General features: G+C 59.7%; 20 protein-coding genes. 6 read left to right on the top strand and 14 right to left on the bottom strand.

Features of this window, described 5'->3' with window-relative positions; genetic code table 11:
- The 8 genes from ACIGDJ_RS17205 to ACIGDJ_RS17170 form a co-directional block, all read right to left on the bottom strand.
- On the bottom strand, positions 1-1278 hold the full coding sequence (locus ACIGDJ_RS17205) for a sigma-54-dependent transcriptional regulator (protein ID WP_371918398.1): 1278 nt from the start codon (positions 1276-1278) through the stop codon (positions 1-3).
- Positions 1279-1322: 44 nt separating this feature from the next.
- Positions 1323-3224 (bottom strand): ATP-binding protein, encoded by a 1902-nt coding sequence (locus ACIGDJ_RS17200; protein WP_397478939.1) that lies wholly within the window; start codon positions 3222-3224, stop codon positions 1323-1325.
- A gap of 162 nt (positions 3225-3386) precedes the next feature.
- The gene (locus ACIGDJ_RS17195; protein ID WP_016773390.1) at positions 3387-4121 is read right to left on the bottom strand and encodes an amino acid ABC transporter ATP-binding protein; all 735 of its coding nucleotides are present in this window, start codon (positions 4119-4121) and stop codon (positions 3387-3389) included.
- Positions 4118-4789 (bottom strand): amino acid ABC transporter permease, encoded by a 672-nt coding sequence (locus ACIGDJ_RS17190; RefSeq protein WP_016773391.1) that lies wholly within the window; start codon positions 4787-4789, stop codon positions 4118-4120. Before ACIGDJ_RS17190 ends, ACIGDJ_RS17195 begins: the two co-directional genes overlap by 4 nt.
- Positions 4789-5535 (bottom strand): amino acid ABC transporter permease, encoded by a 747-nt coding sequence (locus ACIGDJ_RS17185; protein ID WP_016773392.1) that lies wholly within the window; start codon positions 5533-5535, stop codon positions 4789-4791. Before ACIGDJ_RS17185 ends, ACIGDJ_RS17190 begins: the two co-directional genes overlap by 1 nt.
- A 199-nt stretch (positions 5536-5734) precedes the next feature.
- Positions 5735-6649 (bottom strand): glutamate/aspartate ABC transporter substrate-binding protein, encoded by a 915-nt coding sequence (locus tag ACIGDJ_RS17180; protein WP_101162128.1) that lies wholly within the window; start codon positions 6647-6649, stop codon positions 5735-5737.
- A gap of 261 nt (positions 6650-6910) precedes the next feature.
- Positions 6911-7333 carry a DUF4440 domain-containing protein gene (locus ACIGDJ_RS17175; RefSeq protein WP_397478938.1) on the bottom strand — a complete coding sequence of 141 codons (423 nt, stop codon included), beginning with the start codon at positions 7331-7333 and terminating at the stop codon, positions 6911-6913.
- A complete protein-coding gene (locus ACIGDJ_RS17170) occupies positions 7330-8682 on the bottom strand; it encodes an MFS transporter (protein WP_397478937.1) in 1353 nt (450 codons plus the stop codon). Before ACIGDJ_RS17170 ends, ACIGDJ_RS17175 begins: the two co-directional genes overlap by 4 nt.
- Before the next feature lie 105 nt (positions 8683-8787).
- Between ACIGDJ_RS17170 and ACIGDJ_RS17165 the strand changes: the two genes are divergently transcribed.
- On the top strand, positions 8788-9675 hold the full coding sequence (locus ACIGDJ_RS17165) for a LysR family transcriptional regulator (protein ID WP_101162267.1): 888 nt from the start codon (positions 8788-8790) through the stop codon (positions 9673-9675).
- Between the two features lie 86 nt (positions 9676-9761).
- Here ACIGDJ_RS17165 and glpD read toward each other — a convergent pair whose 3' ends face one another.
- From glpD to ACIGDJ_RS17145, 4 genes are all read right to left on the bottom strand, one after another.
- Positions 9762-11297, bottom strand: coding sequence for a glycerol-3-phosphate dehydrogenase (gene glpD / locus ACIGDJ_RS17160; protein ID WP_101162132.1), 1536 nt, complete (start codon positions 11295-11297; stop codon positions 9762-9764).
- A gap of 247 nt (positions 11298-11544) precedes the next feature.
- Positions 11545-12300, bottom strand: a complete 756-nt coding sequence (locus ACIGDJ_RS17155) for a DeoR/GlpR family transcriptional regulator (RefSeq protein ID WP_397478936.1) — start codon at positions 12298-12300, stop codon at positions 11545-11547.
- 95 nt (positions 12301-12395) lie between these two features.
- On the bottom strand, positions 12396-13898 hold the full coding sequence (gene glpK, locus ACIGDJ_RS17150) for a glycerol kinase GlpK (RefSeq protein ID WP_397478935.1): 1503 nt from the start codon (positions 13896-13898) through the stop codon (positions 12396-12398).
- Between the two features lie 77 nt (positions 13899-13975).
- Entirely contained in the window at positions 13976-14827 is an 852-nt protein-coding gene (locus tag ACIGDJ_RS17145; protein ID WP_397478934.1) for an MIP/aquaporin family protein, read from the bottom strand.
- Positions 14828-15178: 351 nt separating this feature from the next.
- Here ACIGDJ_RS17145 and ybaK point away from each other — a divergent pair, with 351 nt between their 5' ends.
- Positions 15179-15649: a Cys-tRNA(Pro) deacylase gene (gene ybaK, locus ACIGDJ_RS17140; protein WP_101162139.1), complete on the top strand. Its 471-nt coding sequence runs from the start codon at positions 15179-15181 to the stop codon at positions 15647-15649.
- Positions 15650-15748: 99 nt separating this feature from the next.
- Positions 15749-16531 (top strand): PhzF family phenazine biosynthesis protein, encoded by a 783-nt coding sequence (locus ACIGDJ_RS17135; RefSeq protein WP_397478933.1) that lies wholly within the window; start codon positions 15749-15751, stop codon positions 16529-16531.
- Positions 16532-16638: 107 nt separating this feature from the next.
- On the opposite strand, the gene ACIGDJ_RS17130 is transcribed toward ACIGDJ_RS17135, so the two are convergent.
- Together ACIGDJ_RS17130 and argF are read right to left on the bottom strand one after the other, a co-directional pair.
- Entirely contained in the window at positions 16639-17748 is a 1110-nt protein-coding gene (locus ACIGDJ_RS17130; protein ID WP_101162143.1) for an ABC transporter ATP-binding protein, read from the bottom strand.
- Positions 17745-18665, bottom strand: coding sequence for an ornithine carbamoyltransferase (argF, locus tag ACIGDJ_RS17125; protein ID WP_101162152.1), 921 nt, complete (start codon positions 18663-18665; stop codon positions 17745-17747). The genes ACIGDJ_RS17130 and argF overlap by 4 nt, the downstream gene beginning before the upstream one ends.
- Positions 18666-19069: 404 nt before the next feature.
- Here argF and ACIGDJ_RS17120 point away from each other — a divergent pair, with 404 nt between their 5' ends.
- The 3 genes from ACIGDJ_RS17120 (at position 19070) to grxD (ending at position 22040) form a co-directional block, all read left to right on the top strand.
- A complete protein-coding gene (locus tag ACIGDJ_RS17120) occupies positions 19070-19360 on the top strand; it encodes a hypothetical protein (RefSeq protein ID WP_016773401.1) in 291 nt (96 codons plus the stop codon).
- 135 nt (positions 19361-19495) lie between these two features.
- Positions 19496-21601 (top strand): molybdopterin oxidoreductase family protein, encoded by a 2106-nt coding sequence (locus tag ACIGDJ_RS17115; protein ID WP_313001074.1) that lies wholly within the window; start codon positions 19496-19498, stop codon positions 21599-21601.
- 97 nt (positions 21602-21698) lie between these two features.
- Positions 21699-22040 (top strand): Grx4 family monothiol glutaredoxin, encoded by a 342-nt coding sequence (grxD, locus tag ACIGDJ_RS17110; protein ID WP_016773402.1) that lies wholly within the window; start codon positions 21699-21701, stop codon positions 22038-22040.
- Positions 22041-22209 lie beyond the last annotated feature (169 nt).

Raw genomic sequence — 22209 nt, 5'->3', positions numbered from 1 at the left:
TCAGTGGCTCAACCCGTACTTTTTGACTTTGTCGAACAGGGTGGTCTTGGCCATGCTCAGTTCCTGGCTGGCCTGGGTCAGGTTGCCGCCGCTGCGTTGCAAGGCGTCGACCAGCAGATTGCGCTCGAAGGCTTCCACCGCTTCGGCAAACGTCAGGCCCTGACTGGCGCTGGCGCCGGATTTCTTGAAGGCCGGCAGGCCGAGGGCGAAGCGTTCGGCGACGTTGCGCAGTTCGCGCACATTGCCCGGCCAGTCGTGGCTCATCAGGTTTGACAGGGTCTGGTTGTCCAGCTCCGGCAATGCACGATCAAAGCGCAATGCCGATTGCTGGGTGAAGTGTTCGAACAGTTGCAGGATGTCTTCGCGGCGTTCGCGCAGCGGTGGCAATTCGAGGGTCACGACGTTGAGGCGGTAGTACAAATCGCTGCGAAATGCCCCGGCCTTGCTCGCTTCGTCGAGGTCGGATTTGGTCGCCGCAATCACCCGGCAATCCACCGCCACGCTCTGGTTCGAGCCGAGGCGTTCGAGGGTGCGTTCCTGCAACACGCGCAGCAATTTGATCTGCAATGGCAGCGGCATGCTTTCCACTTCGTCGAGGAACAGCGTGCCGCCATCGGCGTGCTCGATTTTGCCGATCCGCCGTTTGCCAGCTCCCGTGAAGGCATTGGCCTCGTGGCCGAATATTTCGCTTTCGAAGAGATTTTCCGGCAGACCGCCGCAGTTCAATGCGACGAATTGTTTGCCGTGGCGGCGACTGAAATCGTGCAGGCAACGGGCGACCAGTTCCTTGCCGGTGCCGGTCTCGCCTTCGATCAAAACGTTGGCCGAGGTGTCGGCGACGTTGGCGATCAGTTCGCGCAGGTTCTGCATTGCCGGCGAACGGCCGATGATCCGGCCTTCCAGGGAGTCACGTTCAGCCAATTGCCGACGCAACGAGGACACTTCGCGGGCGAGCCTGCGTTGCTCCAGCGCACGCCGCGCGACGTCCACCAGACGTTCCGGCGAAAACGGCTTTTCCATGAAATCGTAGGCGCCTTTCTGCATGGCGCCGACGGCCATGGAAATATCGCCATGGCCGGTGATCAACACCACCGGCAGGCTGCGATCGCGTTGCTTGAGACGGGTGAGCAATTCCAGACCATCGATGCCCGGCAGGCGGATGTCGCTGATGACGATGCCGGCAAAGTTGTCGCCGACCTGCTCCAGCGCTTCTTCGGCACTGCCCACGCCGATGCACGGGATATCTTCGAGGGTCAGCGCCTGTTGGCAGCCGAGCAGCACATGGGGGTCGTCTTCGACAATCAGCACACTGAGTTCGGGGTTCATATTGGCTCGGCAGAAAGAGGGCTTACCAACGGTAAACTGAGGACGAAAGTGGTGCCACCGCTCGCCGGGTGTTCGACACCCAGATGCCCGCCGGTGGCGGCGGCGAGGCTCGCGGACAGGGTCAGACCCAGTCCCAGGCCTTGCTCGCCGGGTTTGGTGGTGAAGAACGGTTCGAACAGATGCTTGCGCGCTTCGGCGTCGATGCCGTGGCCATTGTCGCGCACCCGCAAACGATACTTGCCGTTGAACTCTTCACCCTCCAGCCACAATTGCGGCTGCGCTTGTGCGTGCATGGCGTCGAGGGCATTGCCGATGAGGTTGACCAGAATCTGTTCGAGGCGGGTCTGATCGATCAGCAACTGCACATCGGCAAACTGCCGGTGAATCTGCAACGGGTTGTTTTCCAGACGCGCGCCGAGCACTTGCAACGCAGCGTCGACGGCTTTGCCGAGACTGGCCTGGCCCTTGTTGTCGCCGCGTCGGGCAAACGAACGCAGGCTGGCGGTGATCCGGCCCATGCGGTCGATCAGGTCGTTGATGGTCTTGAGATTGGTGCTGGCGACATCGAGCTGGCCGCGCTCGAGAAAGCGCACGGTGTTGCCCGAGAGCGTGCGCATCGCTGCCAGCGGCTGGTTCAATTCATGGGCGATGCTGGTGGACATCTGGCCGATAGCGGCAAGTTTGCCGGCCTGCACCAGTTCGTCCTGAGCGCGCCGCAACGTCTCTTCGGCCTGGCGGCGCTCGCGGATCTGGCTCTTCAGCCGTTCGTTGCTGGCGCGCAGATCGGCCGTACGTTCGGTAATCCGACGCTCCAGTTGGCTGTTGGCTTCCTGCAAGGCCTCGCGGGCGGCGAGGCGGGTGGCGAGGACTTTGCGGCGCTCGTTCCAGGCGATCAAAAGAAAGGCGAACAGGGCGAACGCCACCGCCACCAGAATGCCTTGATTGATCGCTTCGCGGCGCAGATCCTGCAGCGGCGTGAGCAGGGTGAAATTCCACGGTGTGTCGCTCAGCAATCGGGTTTGCGCCAGATAACTGATCTCGTCCTCATCGGGCTGCAATTCGCTGTTGGCCGGAAAGGTCAGTTTCTCCACGCCTTCGGCCAGCGTCTCGCGGGCCAACGGTTGCAGTTCGTTGAGCGGGAACCAGTAGTACTGCAGGCTGCGGGCGAGTTTTTCCTTGACCTCATCGCTGAGCGCAATCACCGATTTCAGCCGCCTGGCCGGGTCGCTGGACAGAATGATGATGCCATTCTCGTCGCTGACGAAGGCTTCCAGACGCGCGCGCTGCCAGCGTTCTTCCATGGCTTCCAGACGCACTTTGACCACCGCGACGCCGATAATTTTGCCGTGCTCTTCGAGGCCGTGGGCGAGGTAGTAACCGGGTTCGCCATTGGTGCTGCCAATGCCGTAGAAACGCCCGGGCTGACCGCGCACGGCATCCTTGAAATAGGCGCGAAAGGACAGGTCTTCACCCAGATAACTGTCGACATCGCGCCAGTTGCTGGTGGCCATGACGCGGCCGGTGGTGTCCATGACGTAGATGGCCCGACTGCGGCTGCGGCGGTTCAGGCCTTCGAGGTAATCGTTGACCGTCTGTCGGTGTTCCGGGGTCGGCTCGGCCAGCAACTGCGGAACACTGGTTTCGAGTTCCAGCAAGCTGGGCAGGTAGGTGTATTTGCTGATTTCACTTTCCACCGCGCGGGCGTGCAGTTCCAACTGACGCTGGCCATTTTCGCCGAGGCTGCGGATGCCGAAATGCTCACTGGTCCAGAAGCCGATGAAACCCAGTCCGACCATCAGGGCGATGATCAGCGGCGGCAGGAACAGATGACGGATCAGACGGGGCTTCACGGCAAGTGATGGCGGCGCTGCGCGATAAAGAGTGGAGTCGCATTTCATCACAGATGCCTTGGGTCAACCACAACACAATCTCGGGATCAGCGTTGATCCAGTGTGGGAGCGGGCTTGCTCGCGAAAGCGGTGGATCAGTCAATGATGATGTTGAAAGTGCCGGCCTCTTCGCGAGCAAGCCGCTCCCACCGTGGGGAGCGGCGCTTTGCCTTAGTGCTGCAGGATTTTCTCGAGGAAGTGCTGCGCGCGTTCGGAGCGAGCGCTGATGTCGCCGAAGAATTCCTCTTTCGGGCAGTCTTCGATGATCTTGCCCTGATCCATGAAGATCACCCGGTCGGCGACTTTGCGGGCGAAGCCCATTTCGTGGGTCACGCACATCATGGTCATGCCTTCGTGGGCCAGTTGCACCATGACGTCGAGCACTTCGTTGACCATTTCCGGGTCAAGCGCCGAGGTCGGTTCGTCGAACAGCATGACGATCGGGTCCATCGCCAGCGCACGGGCAATCGCCACACGTTGTTGCTGGCCACCGGACAGTTGCCCCGGATGCTTGTGGGCGTGCGCCGACAAACCCACGCGCTCCAGCAGTTGCAGACCTTTTTTGGTCGCCTCTTCCTTGCTGCGGCCGAGCACCTTGATCTGCGCGATGGTCAGGTTTTCGGTGATGGTCAGGTGCGGGAACAGTTCGAAGTGCTGGAACACCATGCCGACGCGCGAGCGCAGTTTCGGCAGATTGGTTTTCGGGTCGGCGATCGAGGTGCCGTCTACGACCACGTCACCCTTCTGGAACGGTTCCAGGGCGTTGACGCACTTGATCAGCGTCGACTTGCCGGAACCCGACGGGCCGCAGACCACGATCACTTCGCCTTTCTTCACCTCGGTGCTGCAATCAGTCAGCACCTGGAAGTCCCCATACCACTTGTTGATGTTTTTGATAGAGATCATACGGCGAACCTTTTCTGCAGACGCTTGACCAGCCGCGAGGCGGCGAAGCTGATGATGAAGTACACGAGACCGGCGAAAATCAGGAACTCATTGGAGCGACCGATGATGTCGCCGCTGGCGCGTGAGGCGTTGAGGAAGTCAACCAGGCCCACGGTGTAAACCAGCGAGGTGTCCTGGAACAGGATGATGCTCTGCTGCAGCAGCAGCGGGGTCATCTTGCGGAACGCCTGCGGCAGGATGATCAGGCGCATCATCTGCCCGTAGTTCATGCCCAGTGCTTGCGCGGCACCCATCTGGCCCTTGGAAATCGACTGCACACCGGCACGGACGATTTCGCAGAAGTACGCCGCTTCGAACATCATGAACGCCACGACGCACGAGGTGAACGCACCGATCGGTGTGTCTTCGCCAGTGATCCAGCGCAGCACGAACGGCACCGCCAGGTAGAACCAGGTGATCACCAGCAGCAGTGGAATCGAGCGGAAGTAATTGACGTAGGCGCCAGCAATGCTCGACAGCAGTTTGTTATGAGATAGACGGCACAGCGCGAGGATCGTGCCGAGGATCATCCCGCCGATCACGCCCATGGCCATCAGCTTGAGGGTCATGACCATGCCGTTCCACAAACCGGGAATGGCCGGGACGATGCCACTGAAATCGAATTCCATTATTTACCCCCCACGGAGATCAGGCCGGGCACCGCGACTTTCTTCTCGACCAGGCGCATCAGCAGCATCAGGCTCATGTTGAGGGTGAAATAGATCAGGGTTGCCAGGGTGAACGCTTCGAACAGGTTGGCCGAAAACTCGGCGGTCTGTTTGGTCTGCGCCAGCAATTCCATCAAACCGATCAGGGACGCCACGGAGGAGTTCTTGAACACGTTGAGAAATTCGGAGGTGAGCGGCGGAATGATGATGCGGTAGGCCTGGGGCAGCAGCACGTTCCAGTAGATCTGCGGCAGTTTGAAACCCATCGCGCGGGCGGCGGATTCCTGACCACGGGGCAGCGCCTGGATACCGGTGCGCACTTGCTCGCAGACACGGGCGGCGGTGAACAGACCGAGGCAGACGACAACGCTCAGGTAAGCCGAAGTGGTCGGGTTGAGATCCTGCTTGTACCACTCCTGCAGATCCGGCGGCAGCAGGTCGGGCACCAGGAAGTACCAGATGAACAGCTGCACCAGCAGCGGCACGTTACGGAACAGCTCGACGTAGCAGGTTGCGATGCCCGATACGATGCGGTTCGGCACGGTGCGCATGATGCCCAGCAGCGAGCCGAGCAGCAGGGCGATGATCCACGCCACGATGGCGATGGCGATGGTCCAGCCCAGGCCGGAGATGAACCAGTCGAGATAGGTCTCGCTGCCCACGCCGGTGGACTTGAAGAACACGCCCCAGTCCCAGTTGTAATTCATTAGGGTCTCCCCTCGATTCGATCGATGTACAAGTGCCCGCCTGGGGAACTCCGTTCCCTCCCCGGTCTTTTTTCAAAGACCGGGCACACGCGATCGGCTCGACAGCCACCGGTTCGAGTGTTTCCAGAAAAATGCCAGCAGGGAGTGACCATCCCCTGAAAAGGCAGGTGCCTCTTCAGGGAATAAGGTTAGTCAGAAATCAGGACTTCTTGTCGTCAGCCGCTTTGTCGGTCGGATTGGCGATCAGGTTCTTGAGCTCGTCGCTCATCGGGAAGTTCAGGTTCAGGCCTTTTGGCGGAATTGGCTGCATGAACCACTTCTCGTAGATCTTGTTGATTGCGCCCGAAGCGTAGGTGGCCTTGATCGCGTCATCCACAGCCTTTTTGAACGGCTCGTCGCCTTTGCGCATCATGCAGCCGTAGATTTCGTACGACTGTGGCGTGCCGGTCACTTCCCAATCGGCGGCTTTCTTGGCCTTGGCGGCTTCGCCGGCCAGCAGCGCGTCGTCCATCATGAACGCAACGGCACGGCCCGACTCCAGCATCTGGAAGGACTCGCCGTGGTCTTTGGCGGAGATGACGTTCATGCCCATCTGCTTGTCGGCGTTCATCGCCTTGAGAATGCGCTCGGAGGTGGTGCCGGCGGTGGTGACAACGTTCTTGCCTTTGAGATCGTCGAAATCCTTGTACTTGGAGTCTTTCTTGGACAGAAGACGGGTACCGATTTCGAAGATGCCGACGGAGAAGTCGACCTGCTGCTGACGCTCGACGTTGTTGGTGGTCGAACCGCACTCGACGTCCACGGTGCCGTTCTGCACCAGTGGAATACGGGTTTGCGAGGTGACGAGGTTGTATTTGACTTGCAGGTTCGGCAGGTCGAGGTCTTTCTTGATCGCTTCGACGATGGCCAGCTGGATATCGTGCGAGTAGCCGACCGGCTTGCCGGACGCATCAGCGATGTAGGAGAACGGAATGGAGGCGTCACGGTGGCCCAGGGTGATGACACCGGACTCTTTGATCTTCTTCAGGGTGCCGGTGAGTTCGGCGGCGAAAACTGGCGTGCTGATCAGAGCGGCAGCAATGGCTGCGCCCAGGATATGGGGAACGATGCGCATCAAATTTTCCTCGACATTGTTTTTTTTATGGAGCCAGTTTGTCGGCCCTTTTTGTGCTTCGAATGCCTGACGGCTCCTGAAGTGTTGGCACGGCAGGCATTCGTTGAGAGAGTGTAGAGCATGAGTCGTGCCAGAGCAGGCATCATTGGTTAACGTCTTGTTTTATAAAGGTATTAAAGTTTTGTGGCGGCCATTTGACGGGCAACTGATCCGGTTAACCGAATCGACTGCAGAGTCGCGTTCGGAAAACCGAATAGGTAGTCAGGCGCGCTCTCGGATTTCCCGGCTTAGCGGCGTTTCATGCAAATACACCCACTCCACTCCATCTGGCTGCCCTCTGAGGATCGCCACGGCGAGCCGCGAGTGTTCAGCGCCGTTCAAACGGTGGGTTTCGACGTAACTCACAGCCAGCAGGCCGGCCTGTTGCCATACCGTGTGCACATCGCTGATCGCGATATCGAGTCCCGCCCTGGCGCCCACGGCCCCCCTGAACAGTTGTTCTACTTCGGCGCGGTTCAGCGGGATCGCCGATATACCCATCATGCTGAAATCTTCGGCAAATACTTTCATCAGCGGCTCGAGGCTCGCAGCTCCGATGCCGTCGGCATCAGTGAATACCCGAAGGATCAGCTCGTGGACGTGGTGAATGCTGTGTTCGGCTTGTTCGATCAGAGCGTTTGTCATGGGCATACCTTGGCGCGGTTCAGTTGTTTGATCTGCAGCAACGGCAGCAGCCCGACCAGTGCTGCAATCGCGAAGGTGGCGTGATAGGCCGGCGTGGTGCCAAGCGGTTGGAGCAGCACGTTGAAGATCATCAGAAACAGCGCGGCGCCGAGGCTGAAAGACATCTGCCGGTTGATGTTCCAGATGACACTGGCCTTGTGCGTATCGCCGCCGGCGAAGTCCATCAGTGAGGTGGTCTGCGCGGTATTGGCACCGATGCCGCCGCCGATGCCCATCAGGCTGTAGGCGATCATGATGAGCCAAAAATCCGTTGGCGCATTGACCAGCACCAGGGCGGCGATGCCGACGCTGTGCAACAGCATGCCGAGGGTGAACAGGTGTCCGGCGCCGATCCGGTTGTAGAATCGGCCGCAAACGGTCATCGCGACGAACGCACCGATGGCGTAGAGGATCATGAACATTCCGGTCAGCCGGGCGCTGAAGTGCAGGGTGTTCTGCAAAAAGAAAATGTTCATCAGATTGACCCCGGTGAACACCCCCGGAATCGCGTAGTAGATGAAGATCGAGGTGCTGAGTTTTCTGCTGCTGAGCAGGCTCAAGTCGATGATCGGGTTGTTGCAGCGGCGGTAATGCAGCAGATACAGCGCGATGAATATCAGCCCCGCGATGACAAAACCCAGCGCTGCGAGCGGCGGGTAATCGCTGCCGTACAGCGACATCCCCATCAGCAGACTGGCGAGCGTCGCGCTGACCAGCAACAGGCCTTTGATGTCCGGGCGCTGGCGTTCGGCGGGTGTGCTTTCCCTGATCCACCACCAGGACAGGCCAGCGGCAAGCAGCGAAAACGGGATGGTGCTGTAGAACACCCAGCGCCAGGAGCTGATGTCGACAATGAGGCCGCCCACGGTGGGTGAAATCGCCGGGGCAATCAGGGCAACGGCCATGATCAGCGTGGATATTTTCGCTCTTTGTTCGCCCTGAAAAAGATTGAACGTCAGCGCCTGTCCGACCGGAATCAACAAGCCGCCGCCGATGCCCTGGACGAAGCGCCAGATCACCAGTTCATGGAAGCTGTCGGCGTGGCCGCACAGCCACACCGCGCCACTGAATACCAGCATTGAAGCGGTGAGGATTTCACGACTGCCAAAACGCGCAGCCAGCCAGGTGCTCAGCGCAATGATCAACGTCAGTCCGAGAATGTACGCGTTGGCGACCCACGCCACCGAAGCGCTGCTGACCTGCAAGCTGGCTGACAGACTGGGCAGTGCCACCGCCGACATGAAGATGTTGATGCAATCGATAAAGAAGCCGAGCAGGAAAATCGACGCGACTTTATAGCGGTAACTCATGGTGTTTCCCCTTTGTCGTCGAGCTTAGGGGCGATAGACTCCGGCCGTCGATGCAATGGAGCTGAACACAATGTTTGAAGGGATTGAACCGTGACCCAGGGCGCTCTGCACACGCACTTGAACCGGGTGCAGACATTTCTGGCAATTGCCGAATTGGGTTCATTTACCAAGGCTGCCAGCCATCTGAATCTCAGCCGCGCCATGGTCAGCCTGCATATCAAGGCCCTGGAGGCAGCGTTGTCGACCAGCCTGTTGCTGCGCAACAGTCGTGCTGTGTCGCTGACCGAGGCCGGGCAAAGCTTTTACAACGAATTCAAGACCATCGTTGCCGATATCGACACAGCGTTTGACAGGGTATTGCACGGCACAAACCGCGTCTCGGGAACGCTGCGGATCAGTTCCACCAGTGAATACGGCGAGCGATTCATCCTGCCGCTGATTCCGCTGTTCGCCGAGCGCTATCCCGATATCCGCCTGTGCTACGACTTCAACTCTTCGCTCAATGATCTGCTGGCCGACCGGCTCGATCTGGTGGTTCGCCTGGGCAACCTGGCGGACTCATCTTTCAAAAGCCGGAAACTGGCGGACTATGAAATTGTGCTGGTGGCGACTGAAAAGTTTCTGGTTCGCTACCCGGTAAAGACACCGCAGGATCTCAACATCGTGCCTTGGATTGCCAACAGCAATTTGCCGGCGCCGACGCAGTGGGTTTTGCGCGGTGGCGTGGGGGAGACGGTCGAGATCAGTGGCACGCCTCATTTTCAGTCGAATTCCTCAACGGCGATTCGTTCGATGACCTTGTCGTCCCTGGGCGTGTCGGTGCTGCCGGCGTGGATGGTTGAAGACGATATGGCCTGTGGACATCTGGTACGTGTGTTGCCGGAATACTCGCTGCCCTCACAGCCGATCAGCCTGGTATTTGCGGATACGCCGCACCTGCCGCACAAGTCGCGGGTGTTTATCGATTTTCTTTTGGCGCATTCAGGGCAGTGAGGGAGTGGAGCCGGACCTTGCGGGCATAGCAAAAAGCCCCTGAATCTCGCGATTCAGGGGCTTTCGTTTGAGCGGTGGGGCGAATATCAAGCCGCCTCGATCTTGCGGTTTTGCTCCACCTTGCCCAGATACGTCGCCAGCTTTTGCTGCTCGTCGGCAGTCGTGAACAAGCCGAGTTTGGTGCGGCGCCACAAAATGTCATGCGCCGTAGTGGCCCACTCTTCGCTGCACAGGTAGTCGACTTCGCGGGTGTAGAGCCCGCCGCCGATGTGCTCACCCATGTCTGCCAGCGTTTCCACGCCCTCAAGCATGCGCCATGTGCGGCTGCCGTAAGTGACGGCCCAGCGCCGGGCGATTTCAGTCGGGACGAAATCATACTTGTCGCGAATCCGTGCGCTCAGCGCTTCGGGCGTGGTCATGTCTTCGCCGCCGGGCAGAGTCGCTTTGGCGGTCCAGCTTGGGCGCATCTGGGTGAAGAACGGCATCAACTGCGCCATCGCCGACTCGGCGAGCTTGCGGTAAGTGGTCAGTTTGCCGCCGAACACCGACAGCAGCGGCGCCTCTTCGGCATTGCCCGACAGCGCCAGGGTGTAATCGCGGGTCACTGCCGACGGGTTGTCGGATTCGTCGTTGCACAGCGGACGCACGCCCGAATAGCTGTGCAGGATGTCCTCGCGGCTGAGCTGCTTCTTGAAGTGGGCATTGACCACTTTGAGCAGGTAATCGGTTTCGCCTTCGGTGATCGCCACTTTTGCCGGGTCGCCGGTGTACTCGCGGTCGGTGGTGCCGATCAGGGTGAAATGGTTCAGGTATGGAATAGTGAAAACGATGCGCTGATCTTCATTCTGCAGAATGTGCGCGTGCTCGCCTTCGTACAGCTTCGGCACGATGACGTGGCTGCCCTGAATCAGGCGGATGCCATAAGGCGATTCCATCTTCAGGTCGTCACGAATGAATTTGGCGACCCACGGGCCGGCGGCGTTCACCAGTGCTTTGGCGGTAATCGAAAACAGGCTGCCGTCGGCGCGCTCCAGATGCAGGTGCCACAAACCTTTGCTGCGGCGGGCGCTGACGCAGCGGGTCTGGGTGTGCACGTGGGCACCTTTTTCGCGGGCGGCCATGGCGTTCAGGACGACGAGGCGGGCATCATCGACCCAGCAGTCGGAGTACTCGAAACCTTTTTTGATTTCGCTTTTCAGCGCGCTGTCGGCACCGAACTTCAGGCTCCTGGAACCTGGGAGCTTTTCACGTTTGCCGAGATTGTCGTAAAGGAACAGGCCGGCACGAATCATCCACGCCGGACGCAGGTGCGGGCGGTGCGGCAGCACGAAACGCATCGGTTTGACGATATGCGGCGCCTTGGCCAGCAGCACTTCGCGCTCGGCCAGTGCTTCACGCACCAGACGGAATTCGTAATGTTCCAGATAGCGCAAGCCACCGTGGATCAGCTTGCTGCTGGCCGACGAGGTGTGGCTGGCCAAGTCATCTTTTTCGCAAAGGAACACCGAAAGACCGCGACCGGCGGCATCCGCTGCGATCCCCACGCCATTGATCCCGCCGCCAATCACGGCAACGTCATAGATCTCGGAAAGTGGGGGCGTACGCAAGGTAGAGGTGGACATCGGCTGGCCTCGGTTCTTTTGGTTTTATGTCTTGGAAATCGAACATTAATGTTCATTTGCGAAAATGGTAGCCCATAAAGACGTGCACAGCCAGTCGCGCTCGATTGAAAAAACTCATCGAAGGACAGAGAAAGGAAAATTATCGAACATTAAAAGTAAAAGATCGCAGCCTTCGGCAGCTCCTACAGGGGGAAATGCATTCCAAATGTAGGAGCTGCCGAAGGCTGCGATCTTTTGATCTTGCGGGTTAAACGACTTCCAGACGAATCTTGTGCTGGTTCAACAACTGCACCAGCGCCGGCACCGGCTGCTGATCGGTGACCAGGCAATCAATCAGGCTGATCGGCCCCAGCCGTATCATCGCGTTACGCCCGAACTTGCTCGAGTCTGCCGCCAGAATGACTTGGCGCGCGTTGGCAATAATGGCCTGGCTCACGCGCACTTCCTGATAGTCGAAGTCGAGCAGGCTGCCGTCCTCGTCAATGCCGCTGATCCCGACCAGGGCGAAATCGACCTTGAACTGATTGATGAAATCCACGCTCGCCTGACCGACCACGCCGCCGTCCCGCCGTACGTTACCGCCGGTCAGCAGCACGTCGAAATCATCCTTGGCACTGAGCATCGAAGCCACGTGCAGGTTGTTGGTGATGATTTTCAGGTGGCTGTGATTGAGCAGGGCGCGGGCAATCGATTCGGTGGTGGTACCGATGTTGATGAACAGCGAGGCGTGATCGGGGATCTGCGCGGCGATGGCTTCGCCGATGCGTTGCTTTTCGTCGCGCATCTGATCGGCGCGCATCGCATAGGCGGTGTTTTCAACGCTGGAATCGTAAGCGGCGCCACCGTGATAGCGCCGCAGCAGATTGGCTTCCGCGAGCTGATTGATGTCGCGGCGAATGGTTTGCGGAGTGACAACGAACAGCGTGGCCATTTCCTCGATGCTCACATAGCCGCGTTCGCGGACCAGCTCGAGGATTTGCTGCTGACGGGGAGGCAGATTCATGGGGCTTCCTTTGGGCTGCCAAGCAAAATTTGCCCATGATGCCGCAGGAATCTCCTCCCGACCAGTTTCCAGCTTTAGTCAGTCTTCAGCCTGGCTTACTCAGCGTCCTCACGCGCCCAGTCACGGGTGCGGCTGACAGCTTTTTTCCAGCCTTTGTACAGTTTCTCTTTCGCGGCTTCTTCCAGGCTTGGTTCGAATTCGCGCTCGATTACCGCTTTGCCACGCAGTTCTTCCAGGCTGCCCCAGAAACCGCAGGCCAGGCCGGCCAGATAAGCCGCGCCGAGGGCAGTGGTTTCACGCATTTGCGGGCGCTCGACCTGAGTGCCGAGGATGTCGGCCTGGAACTGCATGAGGAAGTTGTTCGCCACCGCACCGCCGTCCACGCGCAGAGCCTTGAGGCGTTCGCCGGAGTCCTGTTGCATGGCGTCGAGCACGTCGCGGGTCTGGTAGGCAATCGATTCCAGTGCGGCGCGGATGATGTGATCCACACGTACGCCACGGGTCAGGCCGAACAGTGCGCCACGGGCATACGGATCCCAGTACGGCGCGCCCAGGCCGGTAAACGCCGGCACCAGATACACACCGTTGCTGTCCTTGACCTTGTTGGCAAAGTATTCGGTGTCGTGGGCGTCGTTGACGATTTTCAGTTCATCGCGCAGCCATTGCACGGTCGAACCGCCATTGAACACCGCGCCTTCCAGTGCATAAGCCACTTCGCCGCGCGGGCCGCAAGCGATGGTGGTGAGCATGCCGTGCTGGGATTTCACCGCTTTGTCGCCGGTGTTCATCAGCAGGAAGCAACCGGTGCCGTAAGTGTTTTTCGCTTGGCCCGGCTCCACGCACATCTGGCCGAACAGTGCTGCCTGCTGGTCGCCGGCGATACCGCCGATGGCGATGCCGCTCTTGGTGCGACCATAGATTTCCGAGGAGGCTTTGACCTCCGGGAGCATCTCGCGGGGGATGTCGAGGATCTCCAGCATCTTCGAATCCCACTCCAGCGAGTGAATGTTGAAGAGCATGGTGCGCGAGGCGTTGGTGTAGTCGGTGACGTGCACCTTGCCGCCGGTGAATTTCCAGATCAGCCAGCTATCGACGGTGCCGAACAGCAGTTCGCCGTTGCGCGCACGCTCGCGGCTGCCTTCGACGTTGTCGAGGATCCACTTCAGTTTGGTGCCGGAGAAGTACGGGTCGGTGACCAAGCCGGTGGTGTCGCGGATGTAGTCTTCATGACCATCGCGCTTGAGCTGCTGGCAGATCTCGGTGCTGCGACGGCACTGCCAGACAATCGCGTTATAGACCGGGCGGCCGGTGGTCTTGTCCCAGACCACGGTGGTTTCGCGCTGGTTGGTGATACCGATCGCGGCGACCTGGTCATGATGCAGGCCGGCCTGGGCCAGCGCTTCAACCATCACCGCGCTCTGGGTGGCGAAAATTTCCATCGGGTCATGCTCGACCCAACCGGCCTGCGGATAGTGCTGAACAAATTCGCGCTGCGCGGTGCAGACCACGTTCGCGTCGCGGTCGAAAATGATCGCGCGGGAGCTGGTCGTACCCTGATCAAGGGCAATGATGTAGTTCTTGTTCTGAATGTCGGTCATGTCGATTGCCTTGGACGAAAAAAACGAGAGTGGGCCGTGGCGCCGGCTCGGATGGGCAGGAGCCGGCGCCGACTGTTTCAAGAAGTTCTTGGTTTGCCGTCAATGGCCGGTTCTGCATCCTTTGTAGCAGGTGTGGCGCCGGTCAGGTGACGGGCAATCAGCCCGCGATACCCGGCAGCACCGAGGCAGGCACCGACAATCGGTGCAAAAATCGGAATCAGGAAATACGGAATATCTCGGCCGCCAGTGAAGGAAATTTCACCCCAACCGGTAAAGAAAGTCATCAGCTTCGGACCGAAGTCACGCGCAGGGTTCATCGCGAAACCGGTCAGCGGACCCATCGCACTGCCGATCACGGCAATCAGCAAACCGATCAGCAGCGGCGCCATCGGGCCTCGTGGCAAGCCGTTGTTGTCATCGGTCAGGGCCATGATCACGGCCATCAAAATCGCGGTGATGATCATCTCTACCAGGAAAGCCTGAGCCGTCGACAGTACCGGATTCGGGTAAGTCGAGAACACCGACGCCAGTTCCAGGCTAGCGGCCGAACCACGCACCATCTGGTGGGTTTGTTCGTAATCGAAGAAAAGATTGCTGTAGAGCGTGTAGACCAGCAGCGCGCCGCAGAAGGCGCCAGCCATTTGCGAAAGGATGTAAAACGGCAGTTTGCGCTTTTCGAAGTCAGCGAAGATTGCCAGAGCGATGCTCACGGCCGGGTTCAGGTGCGCGCCGGAAACCCCGGCGGTGAGGTAGATCGCCATGCTCACGCCGACGCCCCAGATGATGCTGATTTCCCACAGGCCGAAGCTGGCGCCCGCGACCTTGAGCGCGGCGACACAACCGGTGCCGAAAAAGATCAGAAGGGCAGTGCCCAGGAATTCGGCCATGCATTGGCCGGAAAGCGATGGTTGCGGTAAAGCAGCTGTCATTGAAAACCTCGGTTCTTTTTCTTGTGTAGCGCCCTGCCAACGGAGCAGAGCGCGATCTTCACCGGGTCGCAATTCCCATTCGGTTCCCGGGTTACTGCTGGGTACTGCGCGGAGCATGATTCTTACATTATTCAGATTCGAAAAAATATAGACAAGAAACAAACCTGTCAAAGGTCGAAAGTGAACCGTCGGTCACAATAAAACTATTCGCCTGATGAATGATCAGTGAAGTGGTGCGCGTGAATAGCGCGCGAGCCCACGAGAATCGGGGCTTGGAATAGAGCCTTTTGGCCTGCGATGACCTAGAATCGGCCGTTGGTTTTATCTGTGATTGCCGAACCCGGAGCTGCCATGACCCCAGCGTTGGACTTGTTGAAAAAAGTTCGTGCCGAACATCGCGTGCACAGTTACGAACATGATCCCAAGGCCGCATCCTATGGGCTGGAGGCAGCTGAGAAGCTCGGGCTCGCACCGGCGCAGGTGTTCAAAACCCTGCTGGCCGCCAGTGAAAAAGGCGAACTGCTGGTAGCTGTGGTGCCGGTCGTCGGATCGCTCGACCTCAAAGGCCTGGCGCATGCCGCCGGAGTGAAGAAAGCCGAAATGGCCGACCCGGCTGCCGCGCAACGCTCAACCGGTTATCTGTTGGGCGGTATCAGCCCGCTCGGGCAGAAGAAACGGCTGCGCACCTTCATCGATAATTCCGCTCAGGGTTTTGCGACTATCTATGTGAGTGCCGGACGGCGAGGGCTGGAAGTGGAATTGGCGCCAGCAGTATTGGCCGAGCATACCCAGGCGAAGTTCGCCGACATCGGCCGTGCTTAGTAACAGAATCGGCTGTATGAGGAAAAAAATCAGGTTCTGTCACTGGCACTGATCCGGGCCGCCATTGCATGCTCGGTCGACCAATTCAGGGAGAACATCATGCAGCTTGCGTTTCATCAGGTCGACGCGTTCAGTGATCGGCCGTTCAGTGGCAACCCGGCGATGGTCTATCGGCTCGACAGCTGGCTGGCCGACGACTTGATGCAGAAGATCGCCGCCGAACACAACTTGGCAGAGACCGCGTTTCTGGTCCGCGAAGGCCAGGCCTGGCATATCCGCTGGTTCACGCCGACCACCGAAGTGCCGCTGTGCGGGCATGCGACCTTGGCCAGCGCATTTGTGCTATTCGACATTTATAAGGAAAGCGCCGAGCGCATCGATTTCACTTGCAAGTCCGGCCCGCTGAGTGTCAGCCGGGAAGGCGACCGGCTGTGGCTGGATTTCCCGACCATCGTGCCGTCGGAAATCGGTGTGACGCTGGATGTCGAGCGGGCGCTCGGCGTTGAGGCGGTCGATGTGCTCGGCTCCAACGAGCTGTTTGTAGTGCTGGAGTCAGAGCAGGCTGTGCTCGACTGCAAGCCGGACATGGCCGCACTGGCGAAACTGCCGTGGCTGGGCGCTATCGTCACCGCAAATGGCAACCAGCACGACTTCGTCTCGCGCTATTTTGCCCCGGCGATCGGCATCGACGAAGATCCGGTGACCGGTTCGACTCACTGCAGCCTGATTCCGTACTGGGCCAAGCGTTTGGGCAAGTCGAACCTGACCGCCTCCCAGCGCTCGGCGCGGGGCGGCGAGTTGTTCTGTCGGCTGGAAGGTGAGCGGGTGAAGATTGGTGGCAATGCGACGCTGGTGGCCAGCGGCACCCTTCATCTGAGCTGATCGCAATTTTCCCTGTAGGAGCTGCCGAAGGCTGCGATCTTTTGATCTTGATGTTGAAAGTCAAAAGATCGCAGCCTTCGGCAGCTCCTACAGAGAGTTTCGTTCGATCAGAGGCTGGTGCTGAACCGACGGACGCCGTTTTCCACCGCCGGAATCTGCGCAGCGGTGCTGCCGGATGCCTGGAACAGCACCAGATGATCCGCCGCTACGCGAATCCCGACCTGCGCACCAACCAGATGATCAGCATGGCTGGGGAAGATCGATTCCAGCTGCGCGCCGGTCGGCAGTTGCAGGCGATACAAGGTCGCTGCACCCAAGAACGTCTTGCCGACAATTTGCGCCTGCAATGCGCTGTCCGGCGCATAAACAATGTCATCCGGACGCAGCAGCACATCTACTGCGCCGCCAATCGGCCAGGTGTAAGCGCGATTACCGCGCAGTTCACCCAGTTCGGTCTGTACCGACTCCGGGCTGGCCAACTGACCGCGAATGAAATAGCCCTGACCGATGAAACTGGCGACATACGGCGTTGCCGGTTCGTGGTAGAGGTTGTAGGGCGTGTCCCACTGTTCCAGCCGGCCTTCCTTGAACACACCCACGTGATCGCTGACGGCGAAGGCTTCTTCCTGATCGTGGGTAACCAGAATTGCGCTGGTGCCACGGGCCTTGAGGATGTCGCGCACCTCATGGCTGAGCTTGCGACGCAACTCGCCATCGAGGTTGGAAAACGGCTCGTCGAGCAGCAGCAATTGCGGTTCCGGCGCCAGGGCGCGGGCGAGGGCGACCCGCTGTTGCTGGCCGCCGGAGAGCTCGTGGGGGTAGCGCTTGCCAAGGTTTTTCAGGTTGACCAGTTCCAGCAGCTCCTCGACCACCCGCGATTTGTTCGGGTGCTTGCGGATGCCGAAGGCGATGTTGTCGGCCACGCTCAGGTGCGGAAACAGCGCGTAGTCCTGAAACACCATGCCGATTCGGCGCTTCTCCGGGGCCAGGGTGAAACCGGCACTGGAGAGGGTTTCACCACCGAGGGTGATTTCGCCTTCGTGCACCGGCTCGAAACCGGCGATGGCGCGCAGGGTGGTGGTCTTGCCGCAGCCGGAAGAGCCGAGCAGGCAGCCGATGTCGCCGGCGTTGAGGTGCAGATTGAGGTTCTGCACCACGCGTTGGTCTTGATAGCCGCAAGCGAGGTTGCGCAGGTTCAGCAGTAATTCATGGCTCATGCGTGGTGATATGCCGGTTCGACGAGGAACTCGAGCAGGGCCTTCTGTGCGTGGAGACGGTTTTCTGCCTGATCCCAGGCGACGGAGCGCGGGTCATCGAGCAGGTCGAGACTGATTTCTTCGCCACGGTGCGCCGGCAGGCAGTGCATGAACAGCACGTCCTCGGCAGCGAGGTCGAGCAGGGCACGGTTGACCTGGAACGGCGCGAACAGCTTGAGGCGCTTGGTAGTTTCCTCTTCCTGGCCCATCGAAGTCCAGACGTCGGTGCTGACCAGATGCGCGTCGCGTACGGCATCCTGCGGGTCGCGGACGATGGTCACGCGATCACCCGCCCTGGCGACAAACTCAGGGTTTGGCTCGTAACCTTCTGGGCAGGCAACGCGCAACTGGAAGTCGAACTGGATCGCCGCTTCTATATAGCTGTTGCACATGTTGTTGCCGTCACCGATCCAGGCCACGGTCTTGCCCTGGATCGAGCCACGATGTTCAAGAAAGGTCTGCATGTCGGCGAGCAACTGGCACGGGTGCAGATCATCGGACAGGCCGTTGATCACTGGCACGCGCGAGTTGGCGGCGAATTCGGTGAGGGTGCTATGGGCGAAGGTGCGGATCATGACCGCATCGAGCATGCTCGACATGACGATGGCGCAGTCGCTGATCGGCTCGCCGCGGCCCAGTTGAGTGTCGCGCGGGGACAGAAAAATTGCTTGGCCGCCGAGCTGGATCATGCCGGCCTCGAAGGAGATCCGGGTACGCGTCGAGGATTTCTCGAAGATCATCCCCAGCACGCGGTTTTTCAGTGGCTCGAACAGTACGCCGCGGTTACGCAGGTCCTTGAGCTCAACGCCTCGACGGATCACGCTGACCAGCTCTTCGGGCGTGCAATCCATCAGGGAGAGAAAGTGCCTTGCGCTCATCATTGACTACCTTTTGCTACAGACCGCAGATGCTCAAAGCCTTGTTTAACGGAACAACGGGCGAGACCTGCGGCGTAAGCCGCACGGGGCGACGAAATAGGGGAAGGCGCGATATTGACACTAAATGTCGCGTTACGCCAATAGGCTACGGTTTCAGCGGGATTCGGAGCGCGGACCGAGCATTTCGATCACGCATATTGAAGCCGGATTCAGTACAGCAGCGAGCCTCTTTGTACACTGGCCCCGCCGCGCTTGGCAATCCGGCGCGACGGCATCGGCGCGGCTTTGTTCGCTTCAAGAGCATTGGGCTGCGGATTCGCTTGGTCGGATGTTCAGGCTGAAACATTTGCTAAAGCAAAGTGCTGGGTTATAAATAAGTTTCGAGCGACGCAGGAAGCCTCCGCATGGAATCGAAAGAACAACTGTTAATGGAACTGCTGGGCCACACGGCTCGCTCTCTGACTCATCTCACCGCGTCGGTCACCTCGATGTCTTTCGAGTTGCTGCGCAGTGACGACGAAGTGGTCAAATCCGCTGGCCGGCACATGATCGATCGCATGGCTACCATCAGCGCCGGGCTTGATGAGCACTGGCGATTGATCGGCGAACTCACCGGCGTGCACGTCGCCCACGAGCAGATCGAAACCATCCAGGAAATCCAGCTGGCTGCACCGCCGCAGTTGCCGCCGAACTGATCGCGGCGATTTATCGGCTGCCCTGATAACCGTCGATTCACAAGACGAACGTCGCTGGCGCCGCCTCTGCGCACGGGCCATAGTTTTGTTCCCGCGGGCGTAATTGCCTGCTCCCGAACAAGACAGAGACTGGCCATGACCAAGACTCTCCATCACCGCGCGTGCCACCTGTGCGAAGCCATCTGCGGCCTGACCATCGAAACCACAGAAACCGATGGCAACGTTGCGATCACCTCGATCAAGGGTGATGCCCTGGACACCTTCAGCCGCGGCCATATCTGCCCGAAAGCCGTAGCCCTGCAAGATATTCAGAACGATCCCGACCGCCTGCGCCAGCCAATGCGCCGGGTCGGCAGCGAGTGGCTGCCGATCGAATGGGACGAGGCGTTTGCGCTGGTGGCCGAGAAGTTGGCGGCGATTCAGGAACGTCACGGGCAGAACGCAGTGGCGGTCTATCAAGGCAACCCGAGCGTGCACAACTACGGGCTGATGACTCACAGCAATTACTTCCTGGGTTTGTTGAAAACGCGCAATCGCTACTCGGCAACGTCGGTCGATCAACTGCCGCATCACCTCAGCAGCTATCTGATGTACGGCCACGGCTTGCTATTGCCGATTCCGGACATCGATCACACCGATTTCATGCTGATCCTCGGCGCCAACCCGCTGGCTTCCAACGGCAGCATCATGACCGTGCCGGACGTTGAGAAGCGCCTGAAAGCGATTCAGGCGCGCGGCGGTAAAGTTGTGGTGGTCGATCCGCGCCGCAGCGAAACCGCAGCGATAGCCGACCAGCACGTCTTCGTTCGCCCGGGTGGCGATGCGGCGTTACTGTTCGGCATGCTCAATACGCTGTTCAGCGAAGGCCTGACCCGCGACAACCATTTGCCGGTCGATGGCCTTGATGAGGTGCGCGACGCCGTGGCGTCGTTCACCGCCGAAGCCATGAGTCCATTGTGCGCGGTGCCTGCCGAACAGATCCGCCAACTGGCGCGCGATTTCGCCGCTGCGCCAAGTGCAGTCTGCTACGGGCGCATGGGCGTTTCGACGCAGGCGTTCGGCACCTTGTGCCACTGGGTCGTGCAACTGATCAATCTGGTCACCGGCAACCTCGATCGCGTTGGCGGTGCGCTGTGCACTGAGCCGGCGGTGGATCTGGTGGCGTCGACCTCGGGCGGGCATTTCAACAAATGGCAGAGCCGGGTTTCCGGGCGGCCGGAATACGGCGGCGAGTTGCCGGTCTCGGCGCTCGCCGAAGAAATGCTCACGGAAGGCGAGGGGCAGATCCGCGCCATGATCACCGTGGCTGGTAACCCGGTGCTTTCGACACCCAATGGCCGGCAGTTGGAACAGGCGCTGGACGGCCTCGACTTCATGCTCAGCATCGACCTGTACATCAACGAAACCACGCGTTATGCCGATCTGATCCTGCCGTCGACATCGGCGCTGGAGAACGATCACTACGACACCACTTTCAACCTGTTCGCCGTGCGCAACGTCACCCGCTTCAACCGCGCGATTCTCGCCAAGCCCGAGGGCGCTTTGCATGACTGGGAGATTTTCGTCGGGCTGGCCAAGGCGTTCGCCGAGAAGACCGGCAAAGAGCTGAAACCGACCATGCCGCCAGCGAAGATGATCGATATGGGGCTGCGCATGGGCCGCTACGGTGAGGCGTCTGAGCACAAGTTGTCACTGGCGACGCTGTTCGATCATCCGCACGGCATTGATCTGGGGGCGCTGCAGCCGAATCTGGCGTCACGTCTGAAAACGCCGAATCAGCGCATACAGGCCGCACCGCCGGAGATTCTCGCCGACCTGGCGCGCTTTGCCGCATTGCAAGCGCCGGCTGCCGATGAACTGCTGATGATCGGCCGCCGCCATGTGCGCAGCAACAATTCCTGGATGCACAATTTTCATCGACTGGTGAAAGGCAAGCCGCGGCATCAATTGCTGATGCACCCGGATGACCTGGCCAGTCGTGGGCTGGCCGATGGGCAACGGGTTCGGGTGAGTTCGCGGGTCGGGCAGATCGAAGTGGAAGTACTCGCCAGTCTCGACATGATGAAAGGCGTGGTCAGTCTGCCCCACGGTTGGGGCCATGCGCGCCCGGGCGTGCAGATGGCGATCGCCAGCGGCCAGCCGGGGTCGAGCGCCAACGACCTGACCGATGAATGTCAGCTTGACGAACTGTCGGGCAACGCGGCGTTGAACGGAGTGCCGGTGACAGTGGCGGCAGCTTGAGCAGGTCTGTCGGGGAGACCGAGCGTGGCGCTCGGGATTCCGTTACAATGCGCCACCGTGCCGACCTCTGAGTCGGAAAGTTCAGCCGAGGTGCTCCATGGATATCATCGAAACGATTAAAGAGCAGATTGCCAACAACACCATTCTGCTTTACATGAAAGGCTCGCCGAATGCCCCGCAGTGCGGCTTCTCCGCAAAAGCTGCGCAAGCCGTGATGGCCTGTGGCGAAAAGTTCGCTTACGTGGACATCCTGCAGAACCCGGAAATCCGCGCCAACCTGCCGAAGTACGCCAACTGGCCGACTTTCCCGCAGCTTTGGGTCGGCGGTGAGCTGGTCGGCGGTAGCGACATCATGACCGAGATGGCTGCAGACGGTTCGCTGCAAAGCACCATCAAGGCAGCTGTCGAAGCGGCTGCGGCGAACAAGTCCGAAGCCTGATCAGGCTTTATGTAAGAGCGGGCTTGCTCGCGAATGCGGTGTATCAGTCAACGTCTACTTTTCTGATATACCGCTTTCGCGAGCAAGCCCGCTCCCACAGGATCTGCATCCGATCCGGAACTTGCCAAACAAAAAGCCCCGCACCTCGAAAGAGGGCGGGGCTTTTCAG

Source organism: Pseudomonas sp. NPDC079367 (genome assembly GCF_044542195.1).
In the GTDB taxonomy this organism is placed as follows: Bacteria; Pseudomonadota; Gammaproteobacteria; order Pseudomonadales; family Pseudomonadaceae; genus Aquipseudomonas.
This window is presented reverse-complemented; position numbering and strand designations above follow the sequence as displayed.